This is a genomic window from Pseudomonas lutea, from assembly GCF_000759445.1.
In the GTDB taxonomy this organism is placed as follows: Bacteria; Pseudomonadota; Gammaproteobacteria; order Pseudomonadales; family Pseudomonadaceae; genus Aquipseudomonas; species Aquipseudomonas lutea.
Genome location: NZ_JRMB01000002.1, coordinates 566,891 through 591,317 on the forward strand (window position 1 = coordinate 566,891; position 24,427 = coordinate 591,317).

At 60.2% G+C, this 24,427-nt stretch carries 25 protein-coding genes and 1 pseudogene; 10 read left to right on the forward strand and 16 right to left on the reverse strand.

Going from position 1 to position 24,427, the window contains the following annotated elements; genetic code table 11:
• Window positions 1-54: 54 nt before the first annotated feature.
• From LT42_RS14685 to cmoB, 3 genes are all read left to right on the forward strand, one after another.
• Complete coding sequence (locus tag LT42_RS14685) at window positions 55-447, forward strand: protease inhibitor I42 family protein (protein ID WP_037014330.1); 393 nt, start codon at window positions 55-57, stop codon at window positions 445-447.
• 91 nt (window positions 448-538) lie between these two features.
• Window positions 539-1,282, forward strand: a complete 744-nt coding sequence (gene cmoA / locus LT42_RS14690) for a carboxy-S-adenosyl-L-methionine synthase CmoA (RefSeq protein WP_037014333.1) — start codon at window positions 539-541, stop codon at window positions 1,280-1,282.
• Entirely contained in the window at window positions 1,279-2,241 is a 963-nt protein-coding gene (gene cmoB / locus LT42_RS14695) for a tRNA 5-methoxyuridine(34)/uridine 5-oxyacetic acid(34) synthase CmoB (RefSeq protein ID WP_037014335.1), read from the forward strand. Before cmoA ends, cmoB begins: the two co-directional genes overlap by 4 nt.
• 122 nt (window positions 2,242-2,363) lie before the next feature.
• Here the strand turns inward: cmoB and pdxJ are convergent, their stop codons facing one another.
• From pdxJ to rpoE, 11 genes are all read right to left on the reverse strand, one after another.
• Window positions 2,364-3,110 (reverse strand): pyridoxine 5'-phosphate synthase, encoded by a 747-nt coding sequence (gene pdxJ / locus LT42_RS14700; protein WP_037014338.1) that lies wholly within the window; start codon window positions 3,108-3,110, stop codon window positions 2,364-2,366.
• A gap of 118 nt (window positions 3,111-3,228) precedes the next feature.
• The gene (gene recO, locus LT42_RS14705; protein ID WP_037014341.1) at window positions 3,229-3,918 is read right to left on the reverse strand and encodes a DNA repair protein RecO; all 690 of its coding nucleotides are present in this window, start codon (window positions 3,916-3,918) and stop codon (window positions 3,229-3,231) included.
• Window positions 3,919-4,128: 210 nt separating this feature from the next.
• Window positions 4,129-5,031 (reverse strand): GTPase Era, encoded by a 903-nt coding sequence (era, locus tag LT42_RS14710; protein ID WP_037014344.1) that lies wholly within the window; start codon window positions 5,029-5,031, stop codon window positions 4,129-4,131.
• On the reverse strand, window positions 5,024-5,713 hold the full coding sequence (gene rnc, locus LT42_RS14715; protein WP_037014347.1) for a ribonuclease III: 690 nt from the start codon (window positions 5,711-5,713) through the stop codon (window positions 5,024-5,026). The genes era and rnc overlap by 8 nt, the downstream gene beginning before the upstream one ends.
• Window positions 5,710-6,087: a DUF4845 domain-containing protein gene (locus LT42_RS14720; RefSeq protein ID WP_037014351.1), complete on the reverse strand. Its 378-nt coding sequence runs from the start codon at window positions 6,085-6,087 to the stop codon at window positions 5,710-5,712. Before LT42_RS14720 ends, rnc begins: the two co-directional genes overlap by 4 nt.
• Before the next feature lie 100 nt (window positions 6,088-6,187).
• The gene (gene lepB / locus LT42_RS14725; protein ID WP_037014354.1) at window positions 6,188-7,042 is read right to left on the reverse strand and encodes a signal peptidase I; all 855 of its coding nucleotides are present in this window, start codon (window positions 7,040-7,042) and stop codon (window positions 6,188-6,190) included.
• Between the two features lie 9 nt (window positions 7,043-7,051).
• Entirely contained in the window at window positions 7,052-8,848 is a 1,797-nt protein-coding gene (gene lepA, locus LT42_RS14730; protein WP_037014357.1) for a translation elongation factor 4, read from the reverse strand.
• 170 nt (window positions 8,849-9,018) lie between these two features.
• The gene (locus LT42_RS14735; RefSeq protein WP_037014360.1) at window positions 9,019-10,455 is read right to left on the reverse strand and encodes a DegQ family serine endoprotease; all 1,437 of its coding nucleotides are present in this window, start codon (window positions 10,453-10,455) and stop codon (window positions 9,019-9,021) included.
• A gap of 292 nt (window positions 10,456-10,747) precedes the next feature.
• Window positions 10,748-11,710, reverse strand: coding sequence for a MucB/RseB C-terminal domain-containing protein (locus LT42_RS14740; RefSeq protein ID WP_037014363.1), 963 nt, complete (start codon window positions 11,708-11,710; stop codon window positions 10,748-10,750).
• Between the two features lie 8 nt (window positions 11,711-11,718).
• Window positions 11,719-12,309, reverse strand: a complete 591-nt coding sequence (locus LT42_RS14745; RefSeq protein ID WP_037014366.1) for a sigma-E factor negative regulatory protein — start codon at window positions 12,307-12,309, stop codon at window positions 11,719-11,721.
• A 33-nt stretch (window positions 12,310-12,342) separates the two neighbouring features.
• Window positions 12,343-12,924: an RNA polymerase sigma factor RpoE/AlgU gene (rpoE, locus tag LT42_RS14750; RefSeq protein ID WP_037014368.1), complete on the reverse strand. Its 582-nt coding sequence runs from the start codon at window positions 12,922-12,924 to the stop codon at window positions 12,343-12,345.
• A 493-nt stretch (window positions 12,925-13,417) separates the two neighbouring features.
• Between rpoE and nadB the strand changes: the two genes are divergently transcribed.
• Window positions 13,418-15,031 carry an L-aspartate oxidase gene (gene nadB / locus LT42_RS14755; RefSeq protein WP_037014371.1) on the forward strand — a complete coding sequence of 538 codons (1,614 nt, stop codon included), beginning with the start codon at window positions 13,418-13,420 and terminating at the stop codon, window positions 15,029-15,031.
• Here nadB and LT42_RS26250 read toward each other — a convergent pair.
• Together LT42_RS26250 and LT42_RS14760 are read right to left on the reverse strand one after the other, a co-directional pair.
• Window positions 14,958-15,467, reverse strand: a complete 510-nt coding sequence (locus tag LT42_RS26250) for a protein YgfX (protein WP_081955393.1) — start codon at window positions 15,465-15,467, stop codon at window positions 14,958-14,960. The genes nadB and LT42_RS26250 overlap by 74 nt on opposite strands.
• Window positions 15,451-15,705, reverse strand: coding sequence for an FAD assembly factor SdhE (locus LT42_RS14760; RefSeq protein ID WP_037014374.1), 255 nt, complete (start codon window positions 15,703-15,705; stop codon window positions 15,451-15,453). The genes LT42_RS26250 and LT42_RS14760 overlap by 17 nt, the downstream gene beginning before the upstream one ends.
• A gap of 143 nt (window positions 15,706-15,848) precedes the next feature.
• Here LT42_RS14760 and ygfZ point away from each other — a divergent pair, with 143 nt between their 5' ends.
• A complete protein-coding gene (gene ygfZ, locus LT42_RS14765; RefSeq protein ID WP_037014376.1) occupies window positions 15,849-16,790 on the forward strand; it encodes a CAF17-like 4Fe-4S cluster assembly/insertion protein YgfZ in 942 nt (313 codons plus the stop codon).
• Between the two features lie 95 nt (window positions 16,791-16,885).
• The gene (locus LT42_RS14770; protein WP_037014379.1) at window positions 16,886-17,707 is read left to right on the forward strand and encodes an HDOD domain-containing protein; all 822 of its coding nucleotides are present in this window, start codon (window positions 16,886-16,888) and stop codon (window positions 17,705-17,707) included.
• 34 nt (window positions 17,708-17,741) lie between these two features.
• Here the strand turns inward: LT42_RS14770 and LT42_RS14775 are convergent.
• The 3 genes and pseudogenes from LT42_RS14775 to LT42_RS25950 all read right to left on the reverse strand — a co-directional run.
• Window positions 17,742-19,136, reverse strand: a pseudogene (locus LT42_RS14775) (sensor histidine kinase); the annotation flags it as partial.
• A complete protein-coding gene (locus tag LT42_RS14780) occupies window positions 19,129-19,800 on the reverse strand; it encodes a response regulator (RefSeq protein WP_037014380.1) in 672 nt (223 codons plus the stop codon). The pseudogene LT42_RS14775 and the gene LT42_RS14780, both read right to left, overlap by 8 nt.
• Complete coding sequence (locus tag LT42_RS25950; RefSeq protein ID WP_160176721.1) at window positions 19,760-20,170, reverse strand: hypothetical protein; 411 nt, start codon at window positions 20,168-20,170, stop codon at window positions 19,760-19,762. Before LT42_RS25950 ends, LT42_RS14780 begins: the two co-directional genes overlap by 41 nt.
• A gap of 98 nt (window positions 20,171-20,268) precedes the next feature.
• Here LT42_RS25950 and LT42_RS14785 point away from each other — a divergent pair, with 98 nt between their 5' ends.
• The 4 genes from LT42_RS14785 to LT42_RS14800 all read left to right on the forward strand — a co-directional run bounded on the left by LT42_RS14785 (window position 20,269) and on the right by LT42_RS14800 (window position 24,323).
• Window positions 20,269-21,249: a Bug family tripartite tricarboxylate transporter substrate binding protein gene (locus tag LT42_RS14785; RefSeq protein ID WP_037014384.1), complete on the forward strand. Its 981-nt coding sequence runs from the start codon at window positions 20,269-20,271 to the stop codon at window positions 21,247-21,249.
• A gap of 75 nt (window positions 21,250-21,324) precedes the next feature.
• Entirely contained in the window at window positions 21,325-21,783 is a 459-nt protein-coding gene (locus LT42_RS14790; RefSeq protein ID WP_037017302.1) for a tripartite tricarboxylate transporter TctB family protein, read from the forward strand.
• A gap of 1 nt (window position 21,784) precedes the next feature.
• Window positions 21,785-23,299, forward strand: a complete 1,515-nt coding sequence (locus LT42_RS14795) for a tripartite tricarboxylate transporter permease (RefSeq protein WP_037014387.1) — start codon at window positions 21,785-21,787, stop codon at window positions 23,297-23,299.
• Window positions 23,292-24,323 carry an AbrB family transcriptional regulator gene (locus LT42_RS14800; protein ID WP_037014390.1) on the forward strand — a complete coding sequence of 344 codons (1,032 nt, stop codon included), beginning with the start codon at window positions 23,292-23,294 and terminating at the stop codon, window positions 24,321-24,323. Before LT42_RS14795 ends, LT42_RS14800 begins: the two co-directional genes overlap by 8 nt.
• Window positions 24,324-24,427 lie beyond the last annotated feature (104 nt).

Below are 24,427 nucleotides of genomic sequence, written 5' to 3' on the forward strand. Positions count from 1 at the left end.
GGTTTCAACATCTTCGGTTATGCTCCCCTCACGTTGCCTACGACCGGAGCCTTTATGACCCCTGCCCGCCTGCTCGTCCCCCTCAGCCTTTGCTTCCTCGCTGCCTGCGCGCAGACGCCGAAACACATCGTGTCCCTGGACAACCAGACAGACTGCCCGCTCACCCTGCAAACCGGCCAGACGTTGATACTCATGCTGCCCAGCAATCCAACGACCGGGTATCGCTGGCTGATGCAGAATCCCGCTCCATCCATACTCAACAGCCTTGGGCCTGAAGTGTTCAATGCCTCCAGAGAGGTCGGGCTGGTGGGCGAAGGCGGTCAGTCGGTGTGGCGTTACCGGGCGGCCAATCCAGGCGAGGGGCATCTCATGATGACGTACCAGCAGCCGTGGGCACCTGAGGTGCGTCCCGAGCGTACCTTCGACTGCGTCATCACGGTGAAATAGGCTGGATTGACGTTGACGACAAGATGAGGTTTCGGCAAGGCGGGACAATTGGCTAAAATGCCGCACTTTTCGCCTGTCCCCCGGAATTGCCGTGAGCCCAGAACCCGATCGCCTATTCGCCCAGCCGCTGCCGCAGGTGCCCGACTTCGCCTTCAACGAAGACGTGGTGCGGGTATTCCCGGACATGATCAAGCGCTCGGTGCCCGGCTACCCGACCATCGTTGAAAACCTTGGCGTGCTCGCGGCGCAGTTTGCGCAGCCCAACAGCGTGCTGTATGACCTGGGCAGCTCTCTGGGCGCGGTCACTCAGGCGCTGCGCCGTCATGTGCGCACCGAAGCCTGCCGGGTGGTTGCCATCGACAACTCATCGGCCATGGTCGAGCGCTGCCGGGAATACCTCAACGCGCAAGATTCGATGTATCAGGAATTGTTACCGGTGGAGGTCATCGACGGGGACATCCTGAGCCTTGAGTTTCAGCCGGCCTCCGTCGTCGCGCTGAACTTCACCCTGCAATTCATCGCTCCCGAGCAACGCCTCGCGTTGCTGACCCGAATTCACCGGTCATTGCTGCCTGGGGGCGCGTTGATCCTGTCGGAGAAGCTGCGCTTTGATGACGACCAGGAGCACGCGCTGCTTGCTGACCTGCACGTTGCCTTCAAACGCGCGAACGGCTACAGCGAACTGGAAATTGCGCAAAAGCGCAGCGCCATCGAAAACGTGATGAAGCCCGACAGCCTTGAGCAACACCGCGAGCGTCTGCTGGCCGCCGGCTTCACTAAAGTCGTTCCCTGGTTCCAGTGCCTTAACTTTGCCTCGTTGATTGCCTTGCCATGATCGATCTCGCTCCTCTGGTCCGCCGTTTGGCGGGCACTCCCCTGTATGCGTGGGCCCAAGGCCTGCAGGCGCAACTCGATGCGAAAATGGACAAGGGTCACGGCGACCTGGAGCGCTGGCAAGGTGCGCTGAATGCCCTGCCAGACCTGACACCTAGCCGCGTCGAGCTCAAGGACGATTTCGTGCTTGAAGCCGACGACTGTGATGACGTCACTCGGGCGCAGACCCGCGCCGCCCTCATGGGCCTGTCGCCGTGGCGCAAAGGTCCGTTCGAGGTGTTCGGCGTTCATGTCGACACCGAGTGGCGCTCAGACTGGAAATGGTCGCGGGTCTCGCCCCACCTTGATCTGAAAGGCAAGCGCGTTCTGGACGTCGGCTGCGGCAATGGCTATTACCAATGGCGAATGCTGGGGGCCGGCGCCGACAGCGTCATAGGCGTGGACCCCAACTGGCTGTTCTTTTGCCAGTTTCAGGCCATGCAGCGCTACCTGCCGGGCCTGCCGGCGTGGCACTTGCCGTTCACGCTGGAAGACTTGCCTGCGCGGCTTGAAGGGTTCGACACCGTGTTTTCGATGGGCGTGCTCTACCACCGAAAATCACCGATCGATCACCTGCTTGCGCTGAAAGACTGCCTGGTCAAAGGCGGCGAGCTGGTGCTGGAAACCATGGTGGTGGAAGGCGATGCAAATCAGGTGCTGGTGCCTGAAGACCGCTACTCGCAGATGCGCAACGTCTGGTTCCTGCCCTCGGTGCCAGCGCTGGAGCTGTGGCTGCGCCGTGCAGGCTTCGTTGATGTGCGCTGCGTTGATGTCAGCACGACGACAGTTGAAGAGCAACGCGGCACCGAGTGGATGCGCTTCCAGTCGCTGAGTGACTTCCTTGATCCGGCGGACCATAGCAAAACCGTGGAAGGCTTGCCTGCGCCGAGACGCGCGGTGATCGTCGGGCGCAAGCCGTAACCGCGGTAGTTGCCACGAGATTAAATGTAGGAGCGCGCTTGCCCGCGATTGCGGTGCATCAGGTCAGGTTTCATCCACTGACAAAATGCAGCTGCGGGCAAGCGCGCTTCTCCAGGCCCGCCTCAGGCCTTGGCTGCCGCCGCCAGAATCAGCGCTTTCATCTCCGACACCGCCCCTTTGAAGCCAACAAACAGCGCATGTGCCACCAGTGCGTGCCCGATGTTCAGCTCGTTGATGCCCTTGATGGCCGCCACGGCTTCAACGTTGTGGTAGTGAAGCCCATGACCAGCGTTCACGATAAGTCCCTGGGCTACGCCGAAGGCAACACCGTCGGCGATGCGCTTGAGTTCTTCAGCGACGGCCTGCGGCGTGACGGCATCGGCATAACGGCCGGTGTGCAGTTCGATGGCTGGCGCGCCGACACGCGCCGACGCCGCGATCTGGCGCTCGTCCGCATCGATGAACAACGACACTTCGCTGCCAATGGCAGAAAGCCGCTCGACGGCGGCCTTGATGCGCGCTTCCTGGCCGGCTACATCCAGCCCGCCCTCGGTGGTCAACTCCTGGCGGGTCTCCGGCACCAGACAGATATGCGCAGGACGAATGCGCTCGGCGAAAGCCATCATCTCTTCGGTGACGCCCATCTCGAAATTCATGCGGGTTTGCAGCACGTCGTTGAGCAGAAGGACATCGCGCTCCTGAATATGACGGCGGTCTTCGCGCAGGTGCACGGTAATGCCGTCAGCGCCTGCCTCTTCGGCGTCCAGTGCAGCCTTGACCGGATCGGGATAACGCGTACCTCGCGCCTGACGGAGGGTAGCAACGTGGTCGATGTTCACGCCAAGCAGAATTCGGGTGCTGTGGGTCACGGGGTTCTCCTGATAGTGGAACTGAACTGGGCTGGCCATTACTGGGCTGACCATTAACGCTGTTTGCCCGAGCAGGCAAGGATTTTCAGGGTTTGCGCAGCAGGGCGCCAGGGTTGCGCTAGAGTTTGCGAAACAATTCGCGGCTGACCAGAGGGCGCCCGCCCAGATGCACAGCCAGCGCCTGACGCATCAGCCGTTTGGCCGCCGACAACGCACCCGGCGAACTCCAGTCCGCTTCCGACATGGCCTGCAGCTCGACGCCTTGAAACAATCCCGGCTGGAACAGATACACCCGCTCGAGACCTGCGTCCACCTGCAGACGGTACATGCCGTCGCTGACCAGAGGGTCCCCATTGATGTCGGCGTCGAGGGCGAAGCCGTAACCCAGGTCATCCAGAAGCCGCCACTCGAACGAACGCAGCAACGGCTCCAGCGCACGCCCTTCGGCCAAGGCGATGAGGGTCGCTGCGTAATGCTCGAACACGCCGGGATGCGGATCTTCGGCGGGCAACAGGCGAATCAGGAGTTCATTGAGATAAAGGCCGCTGAACAGCGCCTCGCCTTCAAGCCACGCTGCGATGCCCGCGCTTTCCATCCGCCCTACGTTCTTGAGCTCTCCGCGGCCGCGAAACTCGACTTCCAGCGGCACGAACGGCCGGGCCATTGTCCCCGCCTTGCCCCGCGCGCTGCGCAGCACCGCACGCAATCGACCCTGTGGGGTGATGAAATCCACCAGCGCACTGTTTTCGCGGTAAGCGCGACTGTGCAGGACATAAGCGAGCTGGCCGACGGGAGGGGTCTGTGACATTGCTATCTCAATCGAGGAACGCAGCTGAACAAGCAATCAGAAGCGACTGTGGGAGCGAGCCTCCCATGAAGACCCATGCGCAGTTGCTGGATCTCCAGCGTTGCAATGGCGTCTTCGCAAGCAAACTCACTCCCACAGGGTGCATGTGCTGCACGATAGCGCGGGATCTGGCCGGCAGGGCATCTCCCCCAGAACGGCCGTGCCGCAGTGTTACAGGTCGCCGTAGCCCAGGGAGCGCAACGCACGCTCGTCATCGGACCAGCCGCCTTTGACTTTGACCCACAGATTGAGCATGACTTTGGAGTCGAAGAGCACCTCCATGTCGCGGCGCGCGTCTGAACCGATGCGCTTGATCCGCTCGCCCTTGTCGCCAATGATGATTTTCTTCTGCCCGTCACGCTCGACCAGAATCAGCGCGTGGATGTGCAGGGTCTTGCCCTGCTGCTTGAACTGCTCGATCTCGACCGTAATCTGATACGGCAGCTCGGCACCGAGCTGACGCATGATCTTCTCGCGCACCAGCTCCGCCGCCAGGAAACGGCTGCTGCGGTCGGTGATCTGGTCCTCCGGGAAAAAGTGCTCGTTCTCGGGAAGGTGATCGGCGATGACCTTCTCCAGCGCCTCAAGGTTGTGCCCCTGCTGCGCCGAAATCGGGATGATCTGCGCGTTGGGTAGCTGCTCCTGAAGCCAGGAAAGATGCGGCATCAGCGTTCCTTTGTCTTCGATGCGGTCCGTCTTGTTCAGCGCAACGATCAAGGGCCCGGTCACGTATTGGACGCGCTCAAGGACCATCTGGTCTTCTTCGGTCCACTTGGTCCGATCGACCACGAAGATCACCACATCGACGTCCTTCAACGCTGCCGACGCCGTTTTGTTCATGTAGCGGTTAAGCGCTTTGTCGCTGTTCTTGTGCATGCCGGGCGTGTCGACGTAAACCGCCTGCACGTTGCCTTCGGTCTTGATGCCCAGCATGTTGTGACGGGTCGTCTGCGGCTTGCGCGAGGTGATCGCCAGCTTCTGGCCAAGGATATGGTTAAGCAGCGTCGACTTGCCCACGTTTGGCCGGCCAACAATGGCGACATAGCCACAGCGTGTTGCAGGTGAATCAGTCATTGCCGTTCTCCACACCCAGGGCGATAAGGGCTGCGGCCGCTGCTACCTGTTCGGCAATGCGACGGCTTACGCCTTGTCCCCGGCTTTTTTCATTCAATAAAGAGATCTCGCATTCGACGAAGAAAATTCGGCAATGCGGCTCGCCCTGGATATCCACCACTTCATAGCGCGGCAGATCGCAGGCGCGTGACTGCAGAAATTCCTGCAGCCGTGTTTTGGGGTCTTTGTTGGTGTCGACCAGCGTCAGGGTTTCGAATTCGCTGGCCAGCCAGGCGAGCACGCGATCCCTCGCCATGTCCATGCCGGCATCCAGATAGATCGCTCCGATCAGCGCTTCGAGCGCATCGGCGAGGATCGATTCGCGGCGAAAACCGCCGCTCTTCAGCTCACCCGAGCCCAGGCGCAGGTATTCGCCCAGATCGAAGCCGCGGGCCAGCAGCGCCAGGGTTTCACCCTTCACCAGGCGCGCACGCAAGCGGGACAACTGACCTTCGCGGGCCTGCGGAAAACGCTCGAACAGCGCCTCGCCAGCGACGAAATTGAGGATGGCGTCACCGAGGAATTCCAGGCGCTCATTGTTGCGGCCGGCAAAACTGCGGTGGGTCAATGCCAGGATCATCAACTCCTGGTCTTTGAAGGTGTAGCCGAGCTGACGCTCCAGGCGACTTAAAGAAACGCTCACGGTTTACCCACGCTGAATTCGTGGTCGAACTTGACCACCAGATCCAGGTTCTGGATCAGCGGCTCACGTTTTTCGTATTTCAGATGGGCGAGGAACCTGTTGTTCTCCGTCGTCACAGTTAACGCCTTGTTCAAGTCCAAATCCCGAATGTTATTAACCTGCATGCCTTTGGCCACGTATGCGTAAAGCTCCCCGCTGCTGCTGACGTCTGCGGTGCGGTCAGTGCCGGCGCTCTCGATGATTTTCTTCATCGTCATGTAGTCCATGTAATGCGGCACGATCTTGGCGGCCGCACTCGCAGCAAAGCCCAGAATGGCCAGCAGTACCAGCCAGCCAATGAAGGACAGGCCTTTTTGATCATCGGCAGACGTCATGATTGCGTTCAAGAGTAGCCCTTCCCCGTCACCTGCAAGATCCGCCACGCAACATGGCCCTGAATGACATACGGCGCTGCCAGTGGTAGCGCCGCATCGATTACTTGATCAGACCGACTCGCGAGAAGTTCGGAAAGTGGCTGAGCTTGGGTTCAGGCCAGCTCATCCATACGGCGAAGGCCTTCCCGACGATGTTCTTGTCAGGGACCATCCCCAGCTCGTCCTTGGGAATATTGGGGTCATCCCAGTAACGGCTGTCGTTGGAGTTGTCGCGGTTGTCGCCCATCATGAAGTAGTGAGCGGCCGGAACCGTCCATTCATGATCCGGCGGGGCGCGATAACGGGTCATCTCCTGACGGATCTGGTGTTCCACCTCGCCAAGCTTCTCGTTGTACAGTTCAGCGCTGCCCAGCGTTCCCGGCTCCGAACCGATCAACTGCTTGGCCACCAACTGCCCATTAACGTAGAGCTGTTTGTCGTTGGTGTAGCGAATCACGTCCCCCGGCAGACCAACTACACGCTTGATGTAGTTGACGTTGGGATCGCTCGGGTAGCGGAACACCATCACGTCGCCGCGCTGCGGATCACCCACAGGGATGACCTTGAGGTCGATCACCGGGAGGCGGATGCCATACGAAAACTTGTTGACCAGAATGAAGTCGCCCACGTCCAGCGTTGGCTTCATCGAACCCGAAGGGATCTGGAACGGCTCTACCAGAAACGAACGCAGCACCAGAACGATGAACAACACCGGGAAGAACGACTTGCCGTACTCGACGAGAAACGGCTCCTTGTTCAACCGCTCGACGACCGCGACATCAGGCTGGCTCACGCTGCCCTGATAGTTCGCTATCGCGTTGCGGCGACGCGGCGCCAATATGATCAGATCGAACAGGGCCAGCAAACCGCAGACAAACACGGCGACGACCAGCAACAGCGGGAAATTTAGTGACATAGGGCCTGACTATTCCAACCTGAGCACTGCAAGGAAAGCTTCTTGTGGAATTTCCACATTGCCGACCTGCTTCATGCGTTTCTTACCGGCCTTCTGCTTTTCAAGCAGCTTGCGCTTACGGCTGACGTCGCCGCCATAACATTTGGCCAGTACGTTCTTTCTGAGCGCCTTGACAGTGGTGCGCGCGATAATCTGACCGCCAATAGCGGCCTGAATTGCCACGTCGAACATCTGACGAGGAATCAGTTCTTTCATCTTCTCGGTCAGCGCGCGGCCCTTATAGGCTGCGTTGTCACGGTGCACGATCAGCGCCAGGGCGTCGACCTTGTCGCCGTTGATCATCACATCCAGACGAACCAGATTGGCCGACTGGTAGCGATCAAAATGATAGTCCAGCGACGCGTAACCACGGCTGGTGGACTTTAGACGGTCGAAGAAATCCAGTACCACTTCGTTCATCGGCAGATCGTAGGTGACTTGCACCTGCGTACCGAGGAACAACATGTCGTGCTGAACGCCGCGCTTCTCGATACACAACGTAATGACGTTGCCCAGGTGCTCTTGAGGCACAAGGATATTCGCCCGCACGATCGGCTCGCGCATGTCTTCGATGGTCGAGAGGTCTGGCAGTTTCGACGGGTTGTCGACGTAAATGGTTTCACCGGTCTTCAACAGCAGCTCGAAGATTACGGTCGGTGCGGTGGTGATCAGGTCCAGGTCGTACTCGCGCTCCAGGCGCTCCTGAATGATCTCCATGTGCAGCATGCCCAGGAAGCCGCAGCGAAAACCGAAGCCCAGTGCGTCGGAGCTTTCCGGCAGGTATTGCAGCGACGAGTCATTCAGGGTCAGCTTCTGCAACGCGTCGCGGAAGTCTTCGAAGTCATCGGAGCTGACCGGGAACAGACCGGCGTAGACCTGCGGCTGGATTCGCTTGAAGCCGGGCAACACCGGGACGTCCGGAGTAGTGCTGAGGGTCAGGGTGTCACCCACAGGCGCGCCGTGAATGTCCTTGATGCCGGCAATGATGAAACCTACTTCACCGGCTTTCAGATCAACGGTGGCCGTGTGCTTGGGGTTGAACACACCCACGCTGTCGACCAGATGCATCTTGCCGGTCGACTTGACCAGAATCTTGTCGCCCTTCTTGACCCGGCCATGACGTACTCGCACCAGCGAGACAACGCCCAGGTAGTTGTCGAACCAGGAGTCGATGATCAGCGCTTGCAGCGGATCTTCGATGTTGCCGGTCGGCGCGGGAATGGTGTGAACGAGACGTTCGAGCACTTCGTCCACGCCCAGCCCTGTCTTGGCGCTACAGGCCACAGCGTCGGTGGCGTCAATGCCGATGATCTTTTCGATTTCTTCCTTGACGCGATCGGGATCGGCCTGTGGCAGGTCGATCTTGTTCAGGACCGGCATCACCTCCAGGCCCTGCTCAATGGCGGTATAGCAGTTGGCGACGGACTGGGCCTCGACGCCCTGACCCGCATCAACCACCAGCAACGCACCCTCACATGCCGCCAGCGAGCGGCTGACTTCATACGTGAAGTCAACGTGACCAGGGGTGTCGATGAAGTTGAGCTGGTAGGTGATCCCGTCCTTCGCCTTGTAGTACAGAGTGACGCTGTGGGCTTTGATCGTGATTCCGCGCTCGCGCTCCAGGTCCATGGAGTCCAGCACCTGGGCTTCCATCTCGCGCTCGGACAGGCCGCCGCACATCTGGATGAACCGGTCAGCCAGCGTCGACTTGCCATGGTCAATGTGGGCGATGATGGAGAAATTGCGGATATGACTCAAATCACTCACGGATCAACACTCGAAATAGGTTGCAGGCAGACTGCCCGCCAAAAATAGCCGGGAATTGTACCTGAAGGAACGTTCAGGCGTCACGTTCACACGCAGAGGCCAGGCGGCGTGCAGTTTCGAGCATAAAAAAAGGAGCGGATCAACCGCTCCTTCTTGTTCATCGTGACCTGTTATTCGGCCAGCTTGAACGTGATGAATGTCGCGCGGCCCTGACGCAGAACGCGCATGGACACCGAGCGATTCTTCGGCAGCCCTTTCGCCACTTCAGTGAACTGCTTCGACGAAGTGATGGCCTGGTTGTTCAGGTGGGTGATGACATCACCTGCCTGCAACCCGATCAAGGAAGCCGGACCGTCCTGGACATCCTTGATGACAACGCCGCCTTTGAGGTCCAGCGATTTCATCTGCTCGGCGGTCAGGTCCACGACCGAAACGCCCAGTCGATTGCTGCTGCGCTCGACACCGGCATCTGCCGCGCCCATCTCCTCACCCTCTGCAGGCAACGCGCCGACAGTCACAGTGAGTTTCTGCCGTTTGCCGTCGCGGATCACCTCAAGCTCGGCCTTGCTGCCGTCTTTCAGATTACCGATAAGGTGTGGCAGATCCGCAGACATGATGATCGGAGTGCCATTGGCGCTCAGGATCACGTCACCCACCTGCAAGCCGCCTTTGGCCGCCGGCCCGTCGTCAAGCACCTGGGCAACCAGAGCACCCGCCGGCTTGTCCAGACCGAAGGATTCGGCCAGGTCTTTGTTCACTTCTTGAATCACGACCCCAAGCCAGCCGCGATTGACCTTGCCGCTCGCCTTAAGCTGGTTGGCAACGTCCATGGCTACGTCGATAGGGATCGCGAACGACAGGCCCATAAAGCCGCCTGACCGCGTGAAGATCTGTGAGTTGATGCCCACCACTTCACCCGCCATGTTGAACAGCGGCCCGCCCGAGTTACCCGGGTTGATCGCTACGTCGGTCTGAATGAAGGGGACGTACGTGTCGTTGGGCAGACTGCGGCCCTTGGCACTGACAATGCCCTTGGTCACTGAGTGATCGAAGCCGAATGGCGAGCCGATGGCCAGAACCCATTCGCCCACCTTCAGCTTGTCGGAGTTACCCAGCTTGACGGTGGGCAAGTCTTTGCCATCGATTTTCAGGACGGCCACGTCAGTGCGCGGGTCAGTACCGATCAGTTTGGCCTTCATCTCGCTGCGATCGGAAAGCCGTACGAGAATCTCGTCGGCACCATCGATAACGTGATTGTTGGTGAGAATGAAGCCATCGGCTGAAATGATGAAGCCCGAGCCCAGCGACTGCGCTTCACGCTGACGATCGCCTTTGCCACCGCCAGGCGCACGAGAGCCCGGTGGCGTGCTGCGTTCAAGGAATTCGCGCAGCATCGGTGGCAGGCCTTCAAGGTCAGGCATTTGACCCTGTGCGACGGCACGATCCGGCAACTTCTGCCGGGTACTGATGTTGACGACGGCAGGGGAAGCCTGCTCCACGAGCGTGGTGAAGTCCGGCAAGGCTTCGGCCTGGGCGGTGATGGCCTGCCCCAGCATCAGCACAGCGGCCATCCAGGCCAGATAAGGTTTCAAACGTGGTATCGACATATGGCTCCCGTGTACAACGAGCATGATTAAGCGGTACGAGCCCATGGGCTCGCGAAGCAGTCGTGTGCAGCATATCTCTGCACCGCCTGCATCTGTTCCAGTTGCCTGGGCCCTAAAACAACAAAGGCCACAGCTGGGAAGCTGTGACCTATAGAAAAAAACACGCCTGATTGCAACTGACAAACCCCACTACACATTTCAGAAGGGCCGGCAGAGCCCGGATCTAAAGGCCGCAGACGGGGCACGCCCCAAATGAAACCTTTTTCACAGTGGGCACCGGCGGCCGGCATCATCAGTTTGTGCTGGTGGCCGCCGCTGCGTCGTCGCGCATTGACAACGCGATACGCTCGGCTGTGCCAATTGGAATCTCTCCGACCACGGTCACCATCGCCTCGCCCTTTTGGGTCGTGACCTTCCGAGACACGGCAACAGTGGGACCAAGCTGCGTACGGATGTCAGTAACCGCCGCACCGTTGACCGGCTCAACGAACACCGAGAAGCGCGCCAGCCCATCGTCGTACATCAAACTCGTCACCTGATTCTTTGTATCTGGATCCTTGCGGCTTGCAGAACTGCTCAAGTCAAAGCCCGGCGGTAGCCAATCGGATCGCCAGCCGACCTTCTGCCTCGCGTTATCCATTTTTGCGGTGACTGTCTGCACCGCATTGCAATCGGCACTGGGCGTCAACATCTGCTCGGTGGGGGGCTGCGACGCACTGAAGTCGGTGAACTGAAAGCGTTCAAGCAACTGCCCCTTTTCGCTTAGCAGGAGAGATTTCAGTGGCAAGCCGGTTTCGCTGTCCAGATGCAACTCGATCCCGTAGCGGTGATGGTCTTTGGGAGTCAGCGTCACCACATTCGCGTTGCGTCCGGCGACGCGTGAAGTGCCCGCTGCCTTGATGTCATACCATGATGACAATCTGGCCGCGTCAAAGGCACGCGCAGGAGAATCGGGAACACTAGACACGCCGGCCTCAAGGGTACCGCTCACGCACTGGGTGACCCCATTGACGCGCAGGACTTCCTGAGGTGAGCCATCGAGTTGGAGAAGATGCTCACGAACCTTGCCATCGGCAACCCGTTGCCAGATTCGGTGAGTGGAAAAACTACCGTTACGCTCGTAAACGAAGGTGCCGGTGTAGCTTTGCTGATGCTCGGCTTGCGCAAGACGGTTCAACCGGTCTTGCGCATCGTCGGCATGTGCCGGGAGAGCCAGCCATCCAAGCAGAAGCGGCACTAGAGGGATGGCGCGCATGGTCCTCCTTAACGGTCTTCCAGACTTGCGGCACGGGCGTAAGGCAATGCACCCTCAGCGCCTTTCATTGCAGCCTGCTGAGCGTGCTGACGCAGATAACCTGGCAAACGCTGGTCATGCCAGCCGGCCTGGTTCTGCAACACACCGTTGGCCATGGGACCCGGAGACTGTTCGCCCTCGGTGTAGCCTGCCAGCACCGCCGGACCTTTGGCCTGCGGCATTGCAATGTTGGTCGACTGCGGCGATTGCTGCGCCAACTGTGCGCCTGCAATCTCGTCCTGATTGTAAAGACGTACGCCCGCGAGAACGGCAACGGTCACCGACGCTGCGACGGCGAGGCGTCCCAATGTGCGCCAGGGACCACGACCCGCCTTGAGTGGGCTGACTTCGTCGGCAATGGTAGCCGCAACAGCGGCGGACATATCCAGATGAGGGATAAGCAGCTCTTTGTGCATCGCTGCACGTGCGATCTGATAACGCGACCAGGTTGCACGGACTTCGGCATCTTCAATAGCGCTAAGCACGCGACGCAGTTCCAATTCGTCCGCTTCGTTATCCATCACCGCGGACAGCGATTCCTGCAGGGCTTCACGACTCATGGCGGTTCCTCTCTTGTGGCTATCGCCGCTGTCTCAGGTTTCCTGCAACAGAGGTTGCAAGGCTTTATCGATGGCTTCCCGAGCGCGGAAAATGCGAGAGCGCACGGTACCAACCGGACATTGCATGACACTGGCAATGTCTTCGTAACTCAGACCGTCGAACTCACGCAATGTTAAAGCTGTACGCAAATCTTCTGGCAGTAGCTGGATGGTCCGGTGGACAGTGCCCTCGATCTCATCCCGCAACAATGCACGTTCCGGGGACTCGATGTCCTTGAGGCCGTGATCGCCATCATAGAACTCCGCGTCTTCGGACCTGACATCACTGTCCGGCGGACGCCGGCCGCGCGATACCAGATAATTCTTCGCCGTGTTAATGGCGATGCGGTACAGCCAGGTATAAAACGCACTGTCGCCGCGGAAGTTTCCAAGGGCGCGATAGGCTTTGATGAACGCCTCTTGCGCAACGTCTTGGGCTTCGTGGGTGTCGTGGACAAATCTCACGATCAACCCAAGAATCTTGTGCTGATATTTCACCACTAGCAGATCAAACGCTCGCTTGTCGCCGCGCTGTACGCGTTCAACCAGCTGCTGATCTTCTTCCTGGGTTAGCATGAACACTCCTCATAAAGCTTAAAGGAGCATCGCATCGGCTCTTTCGCAGGCTTGCAAACATAGACTCGGGCTTTTAGCAAAAGTTCTCCCCCCTTCAAGCAAGTTTCCGGCGAACATCTGCAACCCGCGCGGAAAACGCCGCTCGAACCAGGTCGGCTGCGTAAATAATCTTGTCGTCGAATGCGTTCGTATTGGCTGACAACCGCCACCGCGCAACGCCGACGTGTTCCTTTATGGGCAACCCACTATTGAACGTGTGGCGCTCTGAAAAGTTCCCCCCGCTCACTATCGGGCGTAAGACACTCATTCCTTCGTTGTAGGACCCAATCCATATTGGAGCAGTAGGAAAGGTTACCTCCTTCAAACGATGTGCAGGATGCCGCGGGTAGCGCACAATTCGCTCCCACTGTGAATCACGCTTGCCATAAAGCGGGGCCATTGTGCCGTTCCACCCTTGCTTATACTAGTGGCCATTTAGACTCTGGAATCAGAAATGAGTCAGCATTTCCAGCATGACGTATTGGTAATAGGCTCCGGCGCGGCCGGATTGAGTCTCGCGTTGACGCTGCCCGACCATCTGCGCATAGCGGTTCTGAGCAAAGGCGATCTGGCCAACGGCTCGACGTTCTGGGCTCAGGGTGGCGTTGCGGCGGTGCTGGACACTGCCGACACCGTAGCGTCCCACGTGGAGGATACCCTCAATGCCGGTGGCGGCCTGTGCAATGAGGACGCGGTACGGTTCACCGTCGAACACAGCCGCGAGGCGATCCAGTGGCTGATTGACCTCGGCGTTCCGTTTACCCGGGATGACCCGCCTATTGCAGACGGCGGGTTCGAGTTCCACCTCACCCGAGAGGGCGGGCACAGCCACCGCCGGATCATTCACGCCGCAGACGCCACGGGCGCGGCAATTTTCCGCACCTTGCTGGCGCAAGCCCAGACACGCCCCAATATCGAACTGCTGGAACAGCGCGTCGCTGTTGACCTGATCACCGAGCCGAAGCTGGGCCTTGAGGGCACTCGCTGTCTAGGCGCTTACGTGCTGGATCGATCGACCGGCGAAGTCGACACGCACAGCGCACGCTTTACAGTACTGGCCTGCGGCGGGGCGGCGAAGGTTTATTTGTACACCAGCAACCCTGATGGCGCCTGCGGGGACGGTATCGCCATGGCCTGGCGCTCGGGCTGCCGGGTAGGCAATCTGGAGTTCAACCAGTTCCACCCTACATGCCTGTACCACCCGCAAGCCAAAAGCTTTCTGATTACCGAGGCCCTGCGTGGCGAGGGTGCTTATCTAAAGCTGCCAAACGGCGAGCGCTTCATGCAGCGCTTTGATCCAAGGGCCGAGTTGGCGCCACGTGACATTGTGGCCCGGGCCATCGATCACGAAATGAAACGCCTGGGGGCTGATTGCGTATTCCTGGACATTAGCCACCAGCCCGAAGCCTTCATCAAAAGCCACTTTCCCACCGTGTATGAGCGCTGCCTGACCTTCGGTATCGACATTACGCGCCAGCCGATTCCCGTCGTCCCGGCCGCGCATTACACCTGTGGGGGCGTTCTGGTCGATCAGCACGGGAGCACCGATGTGCCGGGGTTGTATGCAATTGGCGAAACCAGCTTTACCGGGCTGCATGGCGCCAACCGCATGGCCAGCAACTCGCTGCTCGAGTGCTTCGTGTATGCCCGCTCGGCAGCGGCCGACATTGTGACGCAACTGCAAGATGTCGCTCATCCGGGCGCTCTTCCGGCGTGGGATTCGAGCCAGGTAACCGATTCGGACGAAGATGTGATCATCGCGCACAACTGGGATGAGCTGCGCCGGTTCATGTGGGATTACGTGGGTATCGTGCGCACCAACAAACGCCTCCAGCGCGCCCGGCACCGGGTGCGCCTGTTATTGGACGAAATTGACGAGTTCTACAGCAACTACAAAGTCAGCCGCGACCTGATCGAATTGCGCAACCTGGCGCAGGTGGCAGAGTTGATGATCGACTCGGCAATGGCACGCAAGGAGAGCCGCGGCCTGCACTTCACGCTGGATTACCCCGACCTGCTGCCCGAGGCGCGGGACACTGTTCTGGTGCCGCCCACCTTCGCCGGCTGAACTTCAGCCGAAGACGCAGGCGCCGATGAGCTTGCGCTGTCATCGCGTCCGCCGGAATACACAGGCTGCGCGTCCATAAACGGCTTGGCCAGGGGCTGGTGACTCGCCTGAAACGCAGCAACACGATGTGCGCAAGCGCGAGGCTGTCGGGGCGTAATTGCACCGGTTCCCACCCGCCCTCCTCGCTCCACAGCGACCAACCGCCGCTGTCCCGACGCAGGCCGGTAAAAGAGGTGCCTTGGTTCAGAAGAATCAGCGGGCGCAGACAGCGAGAAGCGTGCAATGCACTCAACAGCACGCCAATGGCCTTGGCCCACAGGGGAATCGACAAGAGGGTGATGGAGGTCAGCGCAAGGACTTGCGCCGACAGATAGGCCGCCAGCAGCCCCCGAGAGGGCTGCCAGCGGCATTCGAAGTGATTACTTCGGCTGGACACGGTCCAGGATCATCCGAACCATGCGTTGCAGCTCGGGATCTTCCGATTCGGCGCGCTGCATGAACCAGCCAAACATGTCCTGGTCTTCACAGGTCAGCAGGCGTACGTAGAGGTCGCGATCAAGCTGGTTGAGCGTCGGATAGACTTCTTTGACGAATGGCACCAGCAATACGTCCAGCTCCAGCATGCCGCGACGGCTGTGCCAAAAGAGGCGATTGAGTTCTACATCTTCGACCATGGAGGGCTCCTCGAATTTGCCGGCGAGTATACAGGCGCATCGTCCTGGGGCGTACTTGCAGTTAGTCGCAGCTTTTTGCGTATACCCAATAACGGCAGGCGGCACTATGATGGTGCCCCAGACTTCTACCCCTGCGATGACTCATGGCCGTTCCAGCATTTTTCTGCCCCCTGTCCCATGAAGGTGTGCTCGCCGTTCGCGGCGCGGATGCCGGCAAATTCCTGCAAGGTCAACTGACTTGCAACATCGATTACCTGAGCGAAGCCAAGGCGACCCTTGGAGCCCGCTGCACGCAAAAAGGCCGGATGCAGTCCAGCTTCCGCATCCTGCTTCAAGGCGACGGCGTGCTGCTGGCGATGGCCAGCGAGCTGATTGACGCGCAATTGCTGGACCTGAAGAAGTACGCGGTGTTCTCCAAGTCGAAGCTGACCGATGAAAGCGCTTCCTGGGTGCGATTCGGCTTGCAGGACGCTGACAGCGCCCTGGTCAGCCTGGGACTGGACCTCGCACAAGCGACTGATTCGGTCACACGCACCAATGACCTCATCGCCATCCGCGTTTCCCCTGCCCGTGCCGAGCTGTGGGTTCCCGTTGAACAGGGCGATGACGTGCGTACGCGCCTGGCCGGGCACTTGCCTGAAGCATCGCTCAATGACTGGCTGTTGGGGCAGATTCGCGCGGGTATCGGCCAGGTGTTCGGTCAGACGCGCGAAGAATTCATCCCGCAGATGATCAACCTTCAGGCCGTGGGTGGCGTCAGTTTCAAAAAAGGGTGCTACACCGGGCAGGAAATCGTTGCCCGCATGCAATACCTGGGCAAACTGAAACGCCGGCTGTATCGACTGACCATGGCTGCCGGTGAGCTGCCGGAGCCGGGCACCGCGTTGTTTTCACCGGTGCATTCGAGTGCCGTGGGCAACGTTGTGGTCGCGGCCCGGTCTGATGTCGGGATCGAGCTGCTCGCCGTCTTGCAGGCTGATGCTGCAGAGGATGGCAATCTCCATCTTGGCGCGGCAGACGGCGAGCCCCTGCACATGAGCGACTTGCCATACACGCTCGACTCCAAGCTCGAAACACAGCGTTGAGCGGGTTCGCATTACCTTAGACGTCAGCGTAGTTACCAGCGCCGGGCCACAGAGTGGCCGGCTGCTGGCCGGAATGCAGTTCCCAGAGAACCAATATGAGTAGCATGGCTGACGAAGTGCAGAGGGATCTGATCAAGGCGATCGACAAGGATGCTCTGTTTCTGCCAACCCTCCCTGAAGTCGCGCTGAAAATCCGCCTCGCGGCAGAGGACTCGGAAATCTCCATCGCTGCGCTGAGTAAGGTCATCGGCAGTGACACGGCACTGTCGGCAAGGCTGATCAAGGTCGTTAACAGCCCGCTGCTACGGCCCAACTTTGAAGTCAGCGACGTGCTCACTGCGGTTCGACGGCTGGGCGTGAACTACAGCTGCAACCTGGCGATCGGGCTGGTTGTGGAGCAAATGTTTCACGCCAAATCCGACGTCATCGAAACCAAAATGCGCGACATCTGGAAACTCAGCATGCAGGTTGCCGGAGTGAGCAATGTTCTCAGCTACCGCAGCCTGCGCCTGAAGGCCGACAAAGCCACGCTGGCCGGGCTTGTCCATCTCATCGGTGTGCTGCCGATCCTGACTTACGCCGAGGACAACTTCGAGCTGCTTTCGGACCCGATCAGTCTCAACCATGTTATTGAACGCATCCATCCGGTGATCGGCGAGCGACTGCTGCGTTCGTGGGATTTCCCGGAGGAGCTGGCAATCGTGCCGCGCCAGTTCCAGAATTTCAGCCGGGTTTCGGACAGGGCCGATTACGTGGATCTGGTACAGGTCGCCACCGTCCATATCCATGAGATGAACGGCACACCTTATCCAAACATGCTCTTTCAATCGTTGCCGGCGGTGGCGCAGTTGGGCCTGAACATGGCTGACGGCAGGCTCATCAACGAGATGAACGAGGCGATGACCCTGCTGTACTGACCGTTGCAGGTTGCCCGACCAGGCCGGAATCCGGCACCACGAAACTCACCCGCACCTTCAAACCCCGCTGCGCACCGTCATGCAGCGTGATCCGCGCCAGATGCGCCCTGCAGATTTCTCCGACGATGGCCAATCCCAGACCCGAACCCTTGCTTTGCTGGTTGCGCCGGTAGAAGCGTTCGAATACTCGCTCGCGCTCATGATGCGGAATGCCGGGCCCGTCATCCTCGACCTCCAGCGTGCACGGCGCATGGACGCGCAAAATGACGTTGCCGCCCGCCGGTGTGTGGGCCAGGGCGTTATCCACCAGATTACTCAACAATTCGTTGAGCAGCGTCGGCTCCCCGCGTAGCCACACCGGCTCGTCGGCCTCCAGCGCCAGCGCCACGCCCTGAGCATGGGCCAGCGGCGCCATGGCCATGCCCAATTCCCGCGCCAGCTGGCTGAGGTCAAGCAATTCCGCACCGCCTTCGGCAATCGCGCGGGCACCGTTTTCGATGCGCGCCAGTGACAACAGCTGGTTGGCCAGATGGGTCAGTTTATCGGTGCCGGAAGCTGCGCTTTCCAGCGTGGTGCGCCACGCCGCAGGCTGCTGGTCACGCAGGCCCAGCTCCAGCCGTGCTTTCAAGGCGGCCAGTGGCGTGCGTAATTCATGGGCAGCATCGGCAATGAACTGCGCCTGGCGTTCGAACTGCATGCGCAGCCTTTCGGTGAAGTGGTTCAACGAGCTGACGAGTGGGCGCAGCTCATGCTGCACTTCCACCAGCGGCAGCGAACGCAGGTCGTCGGGCTGACGTTCTTCCACTGCGGTGCGCAAGCGGTCCAGCGGCCGCAGCGCTGCGCTGACGGTGAACCAGACCAGCAGCAAGGCGCCGCTGCCGAGCATGCCCAGGCGCAGCAGGGTATCGGCCATCAGCGCCTGGGCCATGTCCACCCGCGCCTCTTCGGTTTCGGCCACGCGGATTTCTGCCATGCCGTTCATGTTGGGCTCACTCACCGCCTTGAGCAGGCTCACCACGCGTATGTCCTGCCCCTGATAGCGCGCGCTGTAGAACTTGGCGAGCGCCGGATAAGCGTCGGTGCGTGGTGTACCCGGCGGCGGTGGCGGGATGTTTTCGTAGCCGGAGATCAGCTTCTGATTGATGTCGTTGACCTGGTAGTAAATACGCCCTGCGCTGTCGTACGCGAACGTGTCCAGGGCCACATAGGGCACGTCCGCACTGAGGGTGCCATCGTGCTCCGAGAGCCCGGCGGCAATGGTCCGCGCCGAGGCGAGCAACGTGCGATCGTACGCCGTGTCAGCGGCTTCGCGACCGTTCCAGTAGGCGCTCATGCCGCTGGCGATCATCAACACCACCAGCAGCAAACCCAGATTCCACAGGAGTCGCCAGCGCAGGCTGTTTTCCGCTGCAGGAAACGGATTAAGCATCCCGGCTTTCCAGCAGATAGCCCAACCCGCGGAACGTGACGATGGCGATCGGGTGCCCGTCGAGCTTCTTGCGCAAGCGATGTACATAGATCTCGATGGCGTCGGCGCTGGCCTCCTCGTCCAGGCCGAACACTTGCGCTGCCAACTGCTCCTTGCTCATGACGCGGCCCGGGCGGGCGATCAACGCCTCCAGCACCGACTGCTCGCGGGAGGTCAGCGTGAGGAGTTCTTCGCCGAGGGTGAAGCGGCGGGTATCGAGGTCATAGACCAGCTCGCCGCAGCGCTGCTGACGCTCGCCGCCGAGTACGCTGCGCCGCAAAAGGGCTTTGACTCGCGCCTCAAGCTCCGACAGTTCAAACGGCTTGGCCAGGTAATCGTCGGCGCCAAGGTTCAGACCGTGGACCCTGTCCTTGACGTCGCTGCGCGCGGTCAGCATCAGCACCGGTATGTTCTTGCCCCGAGCACGCAGGCGCGCCAACACCTCGAACCCGTCCATCCGCGGCAGGCCGACATCAAGGACCACCACCGCGTAGTCTTCGCTGCTCAACGCGAGATCGGCTGCAACACCGTCGTGCAGAACGTCAACGGTCAGGCCGCTGCTCTTGAGCGCCAGCGCGACACTTTCAGCCAGTTGCAGATGATCTTCGACGAGCAGGACACGCATCGATTTCTCCCGGATTGAGCATGATGACAGCGGAGTTTACAGGCGCGCCGTCGTCTGTGAAGGCCCGGATCGCTGTAATTGAGCCGCCACCCGGTGTGTCACGGATCAGCTGAAAGCTACATGAAAGGTAGTTGAAAGGTTGGTGAAAGCTTTGCTGATTAGGATCGGGCAACGACTTGTGACCATTGCGCCCCGCTTCATGACGCTGATGCCAGGATCGTGACGAAAAACGCCTCGATGCGTTTTCAACAATAAAAACAATATCGGAGTCACCAGTGATGCCATCACTGCAATCCCAGGCCCTTGCGCCTTCTGAATCCCGTTCTGTTTTTGAATCGCCCCGCCGCCCAGCCGCGCGGTGCTTTGTCACGTCCGCTTCGCGTCATTCCAGCCGCGTGCGATGAAGTGTCACTGCCGCCTGATCCATTGCCTGACCCACTAAAACAACAACTCCCCTGGAGACCGACCATGACCCTATCGTTGCGCCACCTTAGCGTTGCCGCCAGCTGCATGCTGATGGCCACCCAACTGTGGGCCGCCGAGCCCAATCGTCCTGAATGCATCGCGCCGGCTTCGCCCGGTGGCGGCTTCGACCTGACCTGCAAACTGGTGCAGAGCGCGCTGATCAACGAAAAAATCCTTTCCAAACCCATGCGCGTGACCTACATGCCTGGCGGCGTCGGTGCGGTGGCGTATAACGCAGTGGTCGCTCAACGGCCGGCCGATGCCGGTACTCTGGTCGCGTGGTCCAGCGGGTCGCTGCTTAACCTTGCCCAAGGCAAGTTCGGCCGTTTTGACGAAAACGCCGTGCGTTGGCTCGCTGCCGTGGGCACCAGCTACGGCGCCATCGCGGTCAAGGCCGATTCGCCGTACAAGAATCTGGACGATCTGGTCAAGGCGCTGAAAGCCGACCCGGGCAAAGTCGTCATCGGCTCTGGCGGTACCGTCGGCAGCCAGGACTGGATGCAAACCGCACTGATTGCCAAGGCGGCCGGCATCAACCCGCGTGAACTGCGTTACGTCGCTCTGGAAGGCGGCGGTGAAATCGCCACTGCCCTGCTCGGCGGTCACATCCAGGTAGGCTCCACCGATATTTCCGACTCCATGCCACACATCCTCAGCGGCGACATGCGCCTGCTCGCGGTGTTCTCCGAGCAGCGTCTGGACGAGCCGGAAATGAAGAACATTCCCACCGCCAAAGAGCAGGGTTACGACATTGTCTGGCCGGTGGTACGCGGCTTCTACCTGGGGCCAAAGGTCTCGGACGAAGACTACAACTGGTGGAAAGCGGCATTCGACAAGCTGCTGGCCTCGGAAGACTTCGCCAAGCTGCGCGATCAGCGTGAGCTGTTCCCGTTTGCCATGACCGGTGAAGAGCTCGACAAATACGTGAAGACCCGCGTCGCCGAATACAAAACCCTGGCCAAGGAATTCGGGCTGATTCAGTGATTGAACCGCATCCACAGGTTCTCGATTGACTGAGGGTTGCGCCGCCTGCGCGGCGGCGTGATCCGGGAGTTTTCCATGGTTGTGCAACGCATTTTCTCACTGGTCCTTTTGCTGGTGTGTATCGGCCTGGCAATGATGGCCTGGCCTTATCAGGCGCCGTTTTCCTATGAGCCCGTCGGCCCGCGCGCGTTTCCGCTGCTGATGCTTGGGTTGATGGGCATTTCGCTGCTGTACATGACGATCCGTCCAACGCCCATCGTGCATTCCGAAGAAGAACCGGCGCTGGACCGTCCGACGCTGATCAAAATCGGTATCTGCACCGTGCTGCTGTTGGTATTCGCGGGCTTGTTTGAACCTCTGGGTTTTGTGCTCAGCAGCATTTTGGTCGGCATCCCCATGGCACGTTTGTACGGCGGCCGCTGGCTGGCGAGTGTGGTGATCATCACGTTCATGAGCATCGCGCTGTACGTGCTGTTCGACAAAGTGATGGATGTGCCCCTGCCCCTCGGCCTGCTCGACGTTCTGGAGAAATAATATGGACACGCTTGGCTATCTCGGCCAGGGCTTCGGCGTCGCGCTGACCCCCTACAACCTGGTCACTGCCCTTTCCGGCACCCTGATCGGCACCGTCGTCGGCCTGTTGCCGGGACTGGGACCGATCAATGGCGTCGCGTTGTTGATCCCCATTGCCTTTGCCCTGGGTTTGCCGCCGGAGTCGGCGCTGATCCTCCTGGCAGCGGTGTATCTGGGCTGTGAATACGGCGGTCGCATCAGCTCCATCCTGCTAAACATTCCCGGTGAAGCCTCCACCGTCATGACTGCACTGGACGGCTACCCCATGGCACGCCAGGGCCTGGCCGGCGTGGCGCTGTCTCTCTCCGCATGGAGCTCCTTCATTGGCGCACTGATCGCCACCTGCGGCATGGTCATGTTCGCCCCGCTGCTGGCGAAATGGGCGATTGCCTTCGGTCCGGCGGAGTACTTTGTGCTGATGGTGTTCGCCATCGTCTGCCTGGGCGGCATGGCGGGTGATCGGCCGCTGAAGACCTTTGTCGCTGCATTGATCGGGCTGTTTCTGTCGAGCATCGGTATCGACGCCAACAGCGGCGTGTATCGCTTCACCGGTGACAACATCCACCTGGCTGACGGTATTCAATTCGTCGTGCTGGTGTTGGGTCTGTTCTCGATCAGCGAAATCCTGCTGCTGTTGGAAAAAACCCATCGCGGTCAAGAGGCTGTCAAGGCTACCGGACGCATGATGTTCAACTTCAAAGAGGCCAGTTCAGTCTTTGTGGTCAACATTCGCTGCGGTCTGATGGGCTTCATCATGGGTGTGCTGCCCGGTGCAGGCGCCACGCTGGCGAGCGCCGTGACCTACATGACTGAAAAACGCATCGCAGGGGCGAGCGGCAAGTTCGGCCAGGGCGACATGCGCGGTCTGGCGGCGCCGGAAACGGCCATCGGCGCAGCGGCTTGCGGCGCATTGGTGCCGATGCTGACCCTGGGCGTTCCAGGTTCTGGCACCACGGCAGTGATGATCGGCGCGTTGTCGCTGTACAACATCACGCCGGGCCCGCTGTTGTTCCAGCAGCAGCCTGACATCGTCTGGGGTCTGATCGCTTCGCTGTTCGTCGCCAACGTCATGCTGGTGATCCTCAACATTCCGATGATCCGCATCTTCACCCGCATCCTTGCCGTGCCGAATTGGGCACTGGTGCCGGTGATCGCGATCATCACCGGTATCGGCGTCTATGCGGTTCATGCCACCACCTTCGACCTGTTCCTGATGGTCGGGATCGGCATCTTCGGCTACATCCTTCGCAAGCTGGACTTCCCGCTGTCGCCAATCCTGCTGGGCTTCATTCTTGGCGGCCTGATGGAGCAGAACCTGCGCCGTGCGTTGTCCATTTCCAACGGCGGGCTGGACATCCTCTGGTCGAGCCCGATCACGTTGGGCATGTGGATCGGAACGGCGTTCATGCTCGTCTTCCCGCTGATTCGCATCTGGCGCAAGCGCGCCAAACAGCGCCGCGCCATGGCTAATGTCTGATCGGCCATTCAGCACGTGGTGGGGAACACCGCTGGTCGGCCTGCTGGGGGGATTTCTCGCCAGTCAGGTCGGCTGGCCGCTGCCCTGGATGGTCGGCTCGTTGCTGGCGATCATCCTGGTTCGCTGCCTCACACCCTGGCAGCTGGCTGAAATACCCGGCGGCCGCAAATGCGGCCAATGGGTGGTCGGCATCGGGATCGGCCTGCACTTCACCCCTGTCGTCATCGAACAAGTCCTTTCCCACTTTGGCCTGATTTTCATCGGCGCACTGGTGACCAGCGTTTCGAGCGTGGTCGGGGTGTGGCTCATGCTGCGCACCGGCGAGGACCGGGCCACTGCGTTCTTTTCCAGCATGCCCGGCGGCTCGGGCGAGATGGTGAACCTGGGCGCACGCAACGGCGCCATTCTCAGCAACGTCGCCGCCGGGCAAAGCCTGCGCGTGCTGGCGGTGGTGCTGTGTATCCCGGCGATCTTCAAATACCTGATGGGCAACGGTGGCCCGGTTTCCCACGCGGCGGTGGTGGATTGGACGTGGCTGACGCTGCTGTTTCCGCTCGGCGCGCTGGTGGCCTGGGGCTGGCAAAAGCTTAAGCAGCCCAACCCGTGGCTATTCGGGCCGTTACTGATCAGTGCGGTCATCAGCGTGACGTTCGATCTGCACATCGGCTTGCCCCAGGGTGGCAGTCAGTTGGGGCAGTGGCTGATCGGCAGTGGCCTGGGCTGCCACTTCAACCGCACGTTCTTCCGCCGGGCGCCGTCTTTCATTGGCCGCACGCTGGTGGGAACGGCGCTGACGATGAGCATCGCGGCATTGTGCGCGCTTGGGTTAAGCACCCTGACACACCTGGACTTGCGCTCATTGACCTTGGGAATGATGCCCGGCGGAATTGCCGAGATGAGCCTGACCGCAGAGGTGCTGCAACTGTCGGTGCCGCTGGTGACGGCGATGCAGGTGATGAGGCTGTTGTTTGTGCTGTTCCTGGCGGAGCCGCTGTTCCGGTATTGGGATAGACGGGTGGGTTGACGCAGTCGTGCGCACGCTCACTCGCACCCAATACGACCACACCGCAGATGTACCTGCTGACATAGGGATTGTGGGAGCGTCCCTCTTGGCAAATCCCGGTGTCA

What these genes read in the sequence shown, in the direction of transcription:
- LT42_RS14685 (WP_037014330.1), top strand. Translation starts at nt 55, where the DNA reads ATGACCCCTGCCCGCCTGCTCGTCCCCCTCAGCCTTTGCTTCCTCGCT.
- cmoB (WP_037014335.1), top strand. Translation starts at nt 1,279, where the DNA reads ATGATCGATCTCGCTCCTCTGGTCCGCCGTTTGGCGGGCACTCCCCTG.
- recO (WP_037014341.1), bottom strand. Translation starts at nt 3,918, where the DNA reads ATGTCACAGACCCCTCCCGTCGGCCAGCTCGCTTATGTCCTGCACAGT.
- era (WP_037014344.1), bottom strand. Translation starts at nt 5,031, where the DNA reads ATGACTGATTCACCTGCAACACGCTGTGGCTATGTCGCCATTGTTGGC.
- LT42_RS14720 (WP_037014351.1), bottom strand. Translation starts at nt 6,087, where the DNA reads ATGACGTCTGCCGATGATCAAAAAGGCCTGTCCTTCATTGGCTGGCTG.
- lepB (WP_037014354.1), bottom strand. Translation starts at nt 7,042, where the DNA reads ATGTCACTAAATTTCCCGCTGTTGCTGGTCGTCGCCGTGTTTGTCTGC.
- LT42_RS14735 (WP_037014360.1), bottom strand. Translation starts at nt 10,455, where the DNA reads ATGTCGATACCACGTTTGAAACCTTATCTGGCCTGGATGGCCGCTGTG.
- LT42_RS14740 (WP_037014363.1), bottom strand. Translation starts at nt 11,710, where the DNA reads ATGCGCGCCATCCCTCTAGTGCCGCTTCTGCTTGGATGGCTGGCTCTC.
- LT42_RS14745 (WP_037014366.1), bottom strand. Translation starts at nt 12,309, where the DNA reads ATGAGTCGTGAAGCCCTGCAGGAATCGCTGTCCGCGGTGATGGATAAC.
- rpoE (WP_037014368.1), bottom strand. Translation starts at nt 12,924, where the DNA reads ATGCTAACCCAGGAAGAAGATCAGCAGCTGGTTGAACGCGTACAGCGC.
- nadB (WP_037014371.1), top strand. Translation starts at nt 13,418, where the DNA reads ATGAGTCAGCATTTCCAGCATGACGTATTGGTAATAGGCTCCGGCGCG.
- LT42_RS14760 (WP_037014374.1), bottom strand. Translation starts at nt 15,705, where the DNA reads ATGGTCGAAGATGTAGAACTCAATCGCCTCTTTTGGCACAGCCGTCGC.
- ygfZ (WP_037014376.1), top strand. Translation starts at nt 15,849, where the DNA reads ATGGCCGTTCCAGCATTTTTCTGCCCCCTGTCCCATGAAGGTGTGCTC.
- LT42_RS14770 (WP_037014379.1), top strand. Translation starts at nt 16,886, where the DNA reads ATGAGTAGCATGGCTGACGAAGTGCAGAGGGATCTGATCAAGGCGATC.
- LT42_RS14780 (WP_037014380.1), bottom strand. Translation starts at nt 19,800, where the DNA reads ATGCGTGTCCTGCTCGTCGAAGATCATCTGCAACTGGCTGAAAGTGTC.
- LT42_RS14785 (WP_037014384.1), top strand. Translation starts at nt 20,269, where the DNA reads ATGACCCTATCGTTGCGCCACCTTAGCGTTGCCGCCAGCTGCATGCTG.
- LT42_RS14790 (WP_037017302.1), top strand. Translation starts at nt 21,325, where the DNA reads ATGGTTGTGCAACGCATTTTCTCACTGGTCCTTTTGCTGGTGTGTATC.
- LT42_RS14795 (WP_037014387.1), top strand. Translation starts at nt 21,785, where the DNA reads ATGGACACGCTTGGCTATCTCGGCCAGGGCTTCGGCGTCGCGCTGACC.
- LT42_RS14800 (WP_037014390.1), top strand. Translation starts at nt 23,292, where the DNA reads ATGTCTGATCGGCCATTCAGCACGTGGTGGGGAACACCGCTGGTCGGC.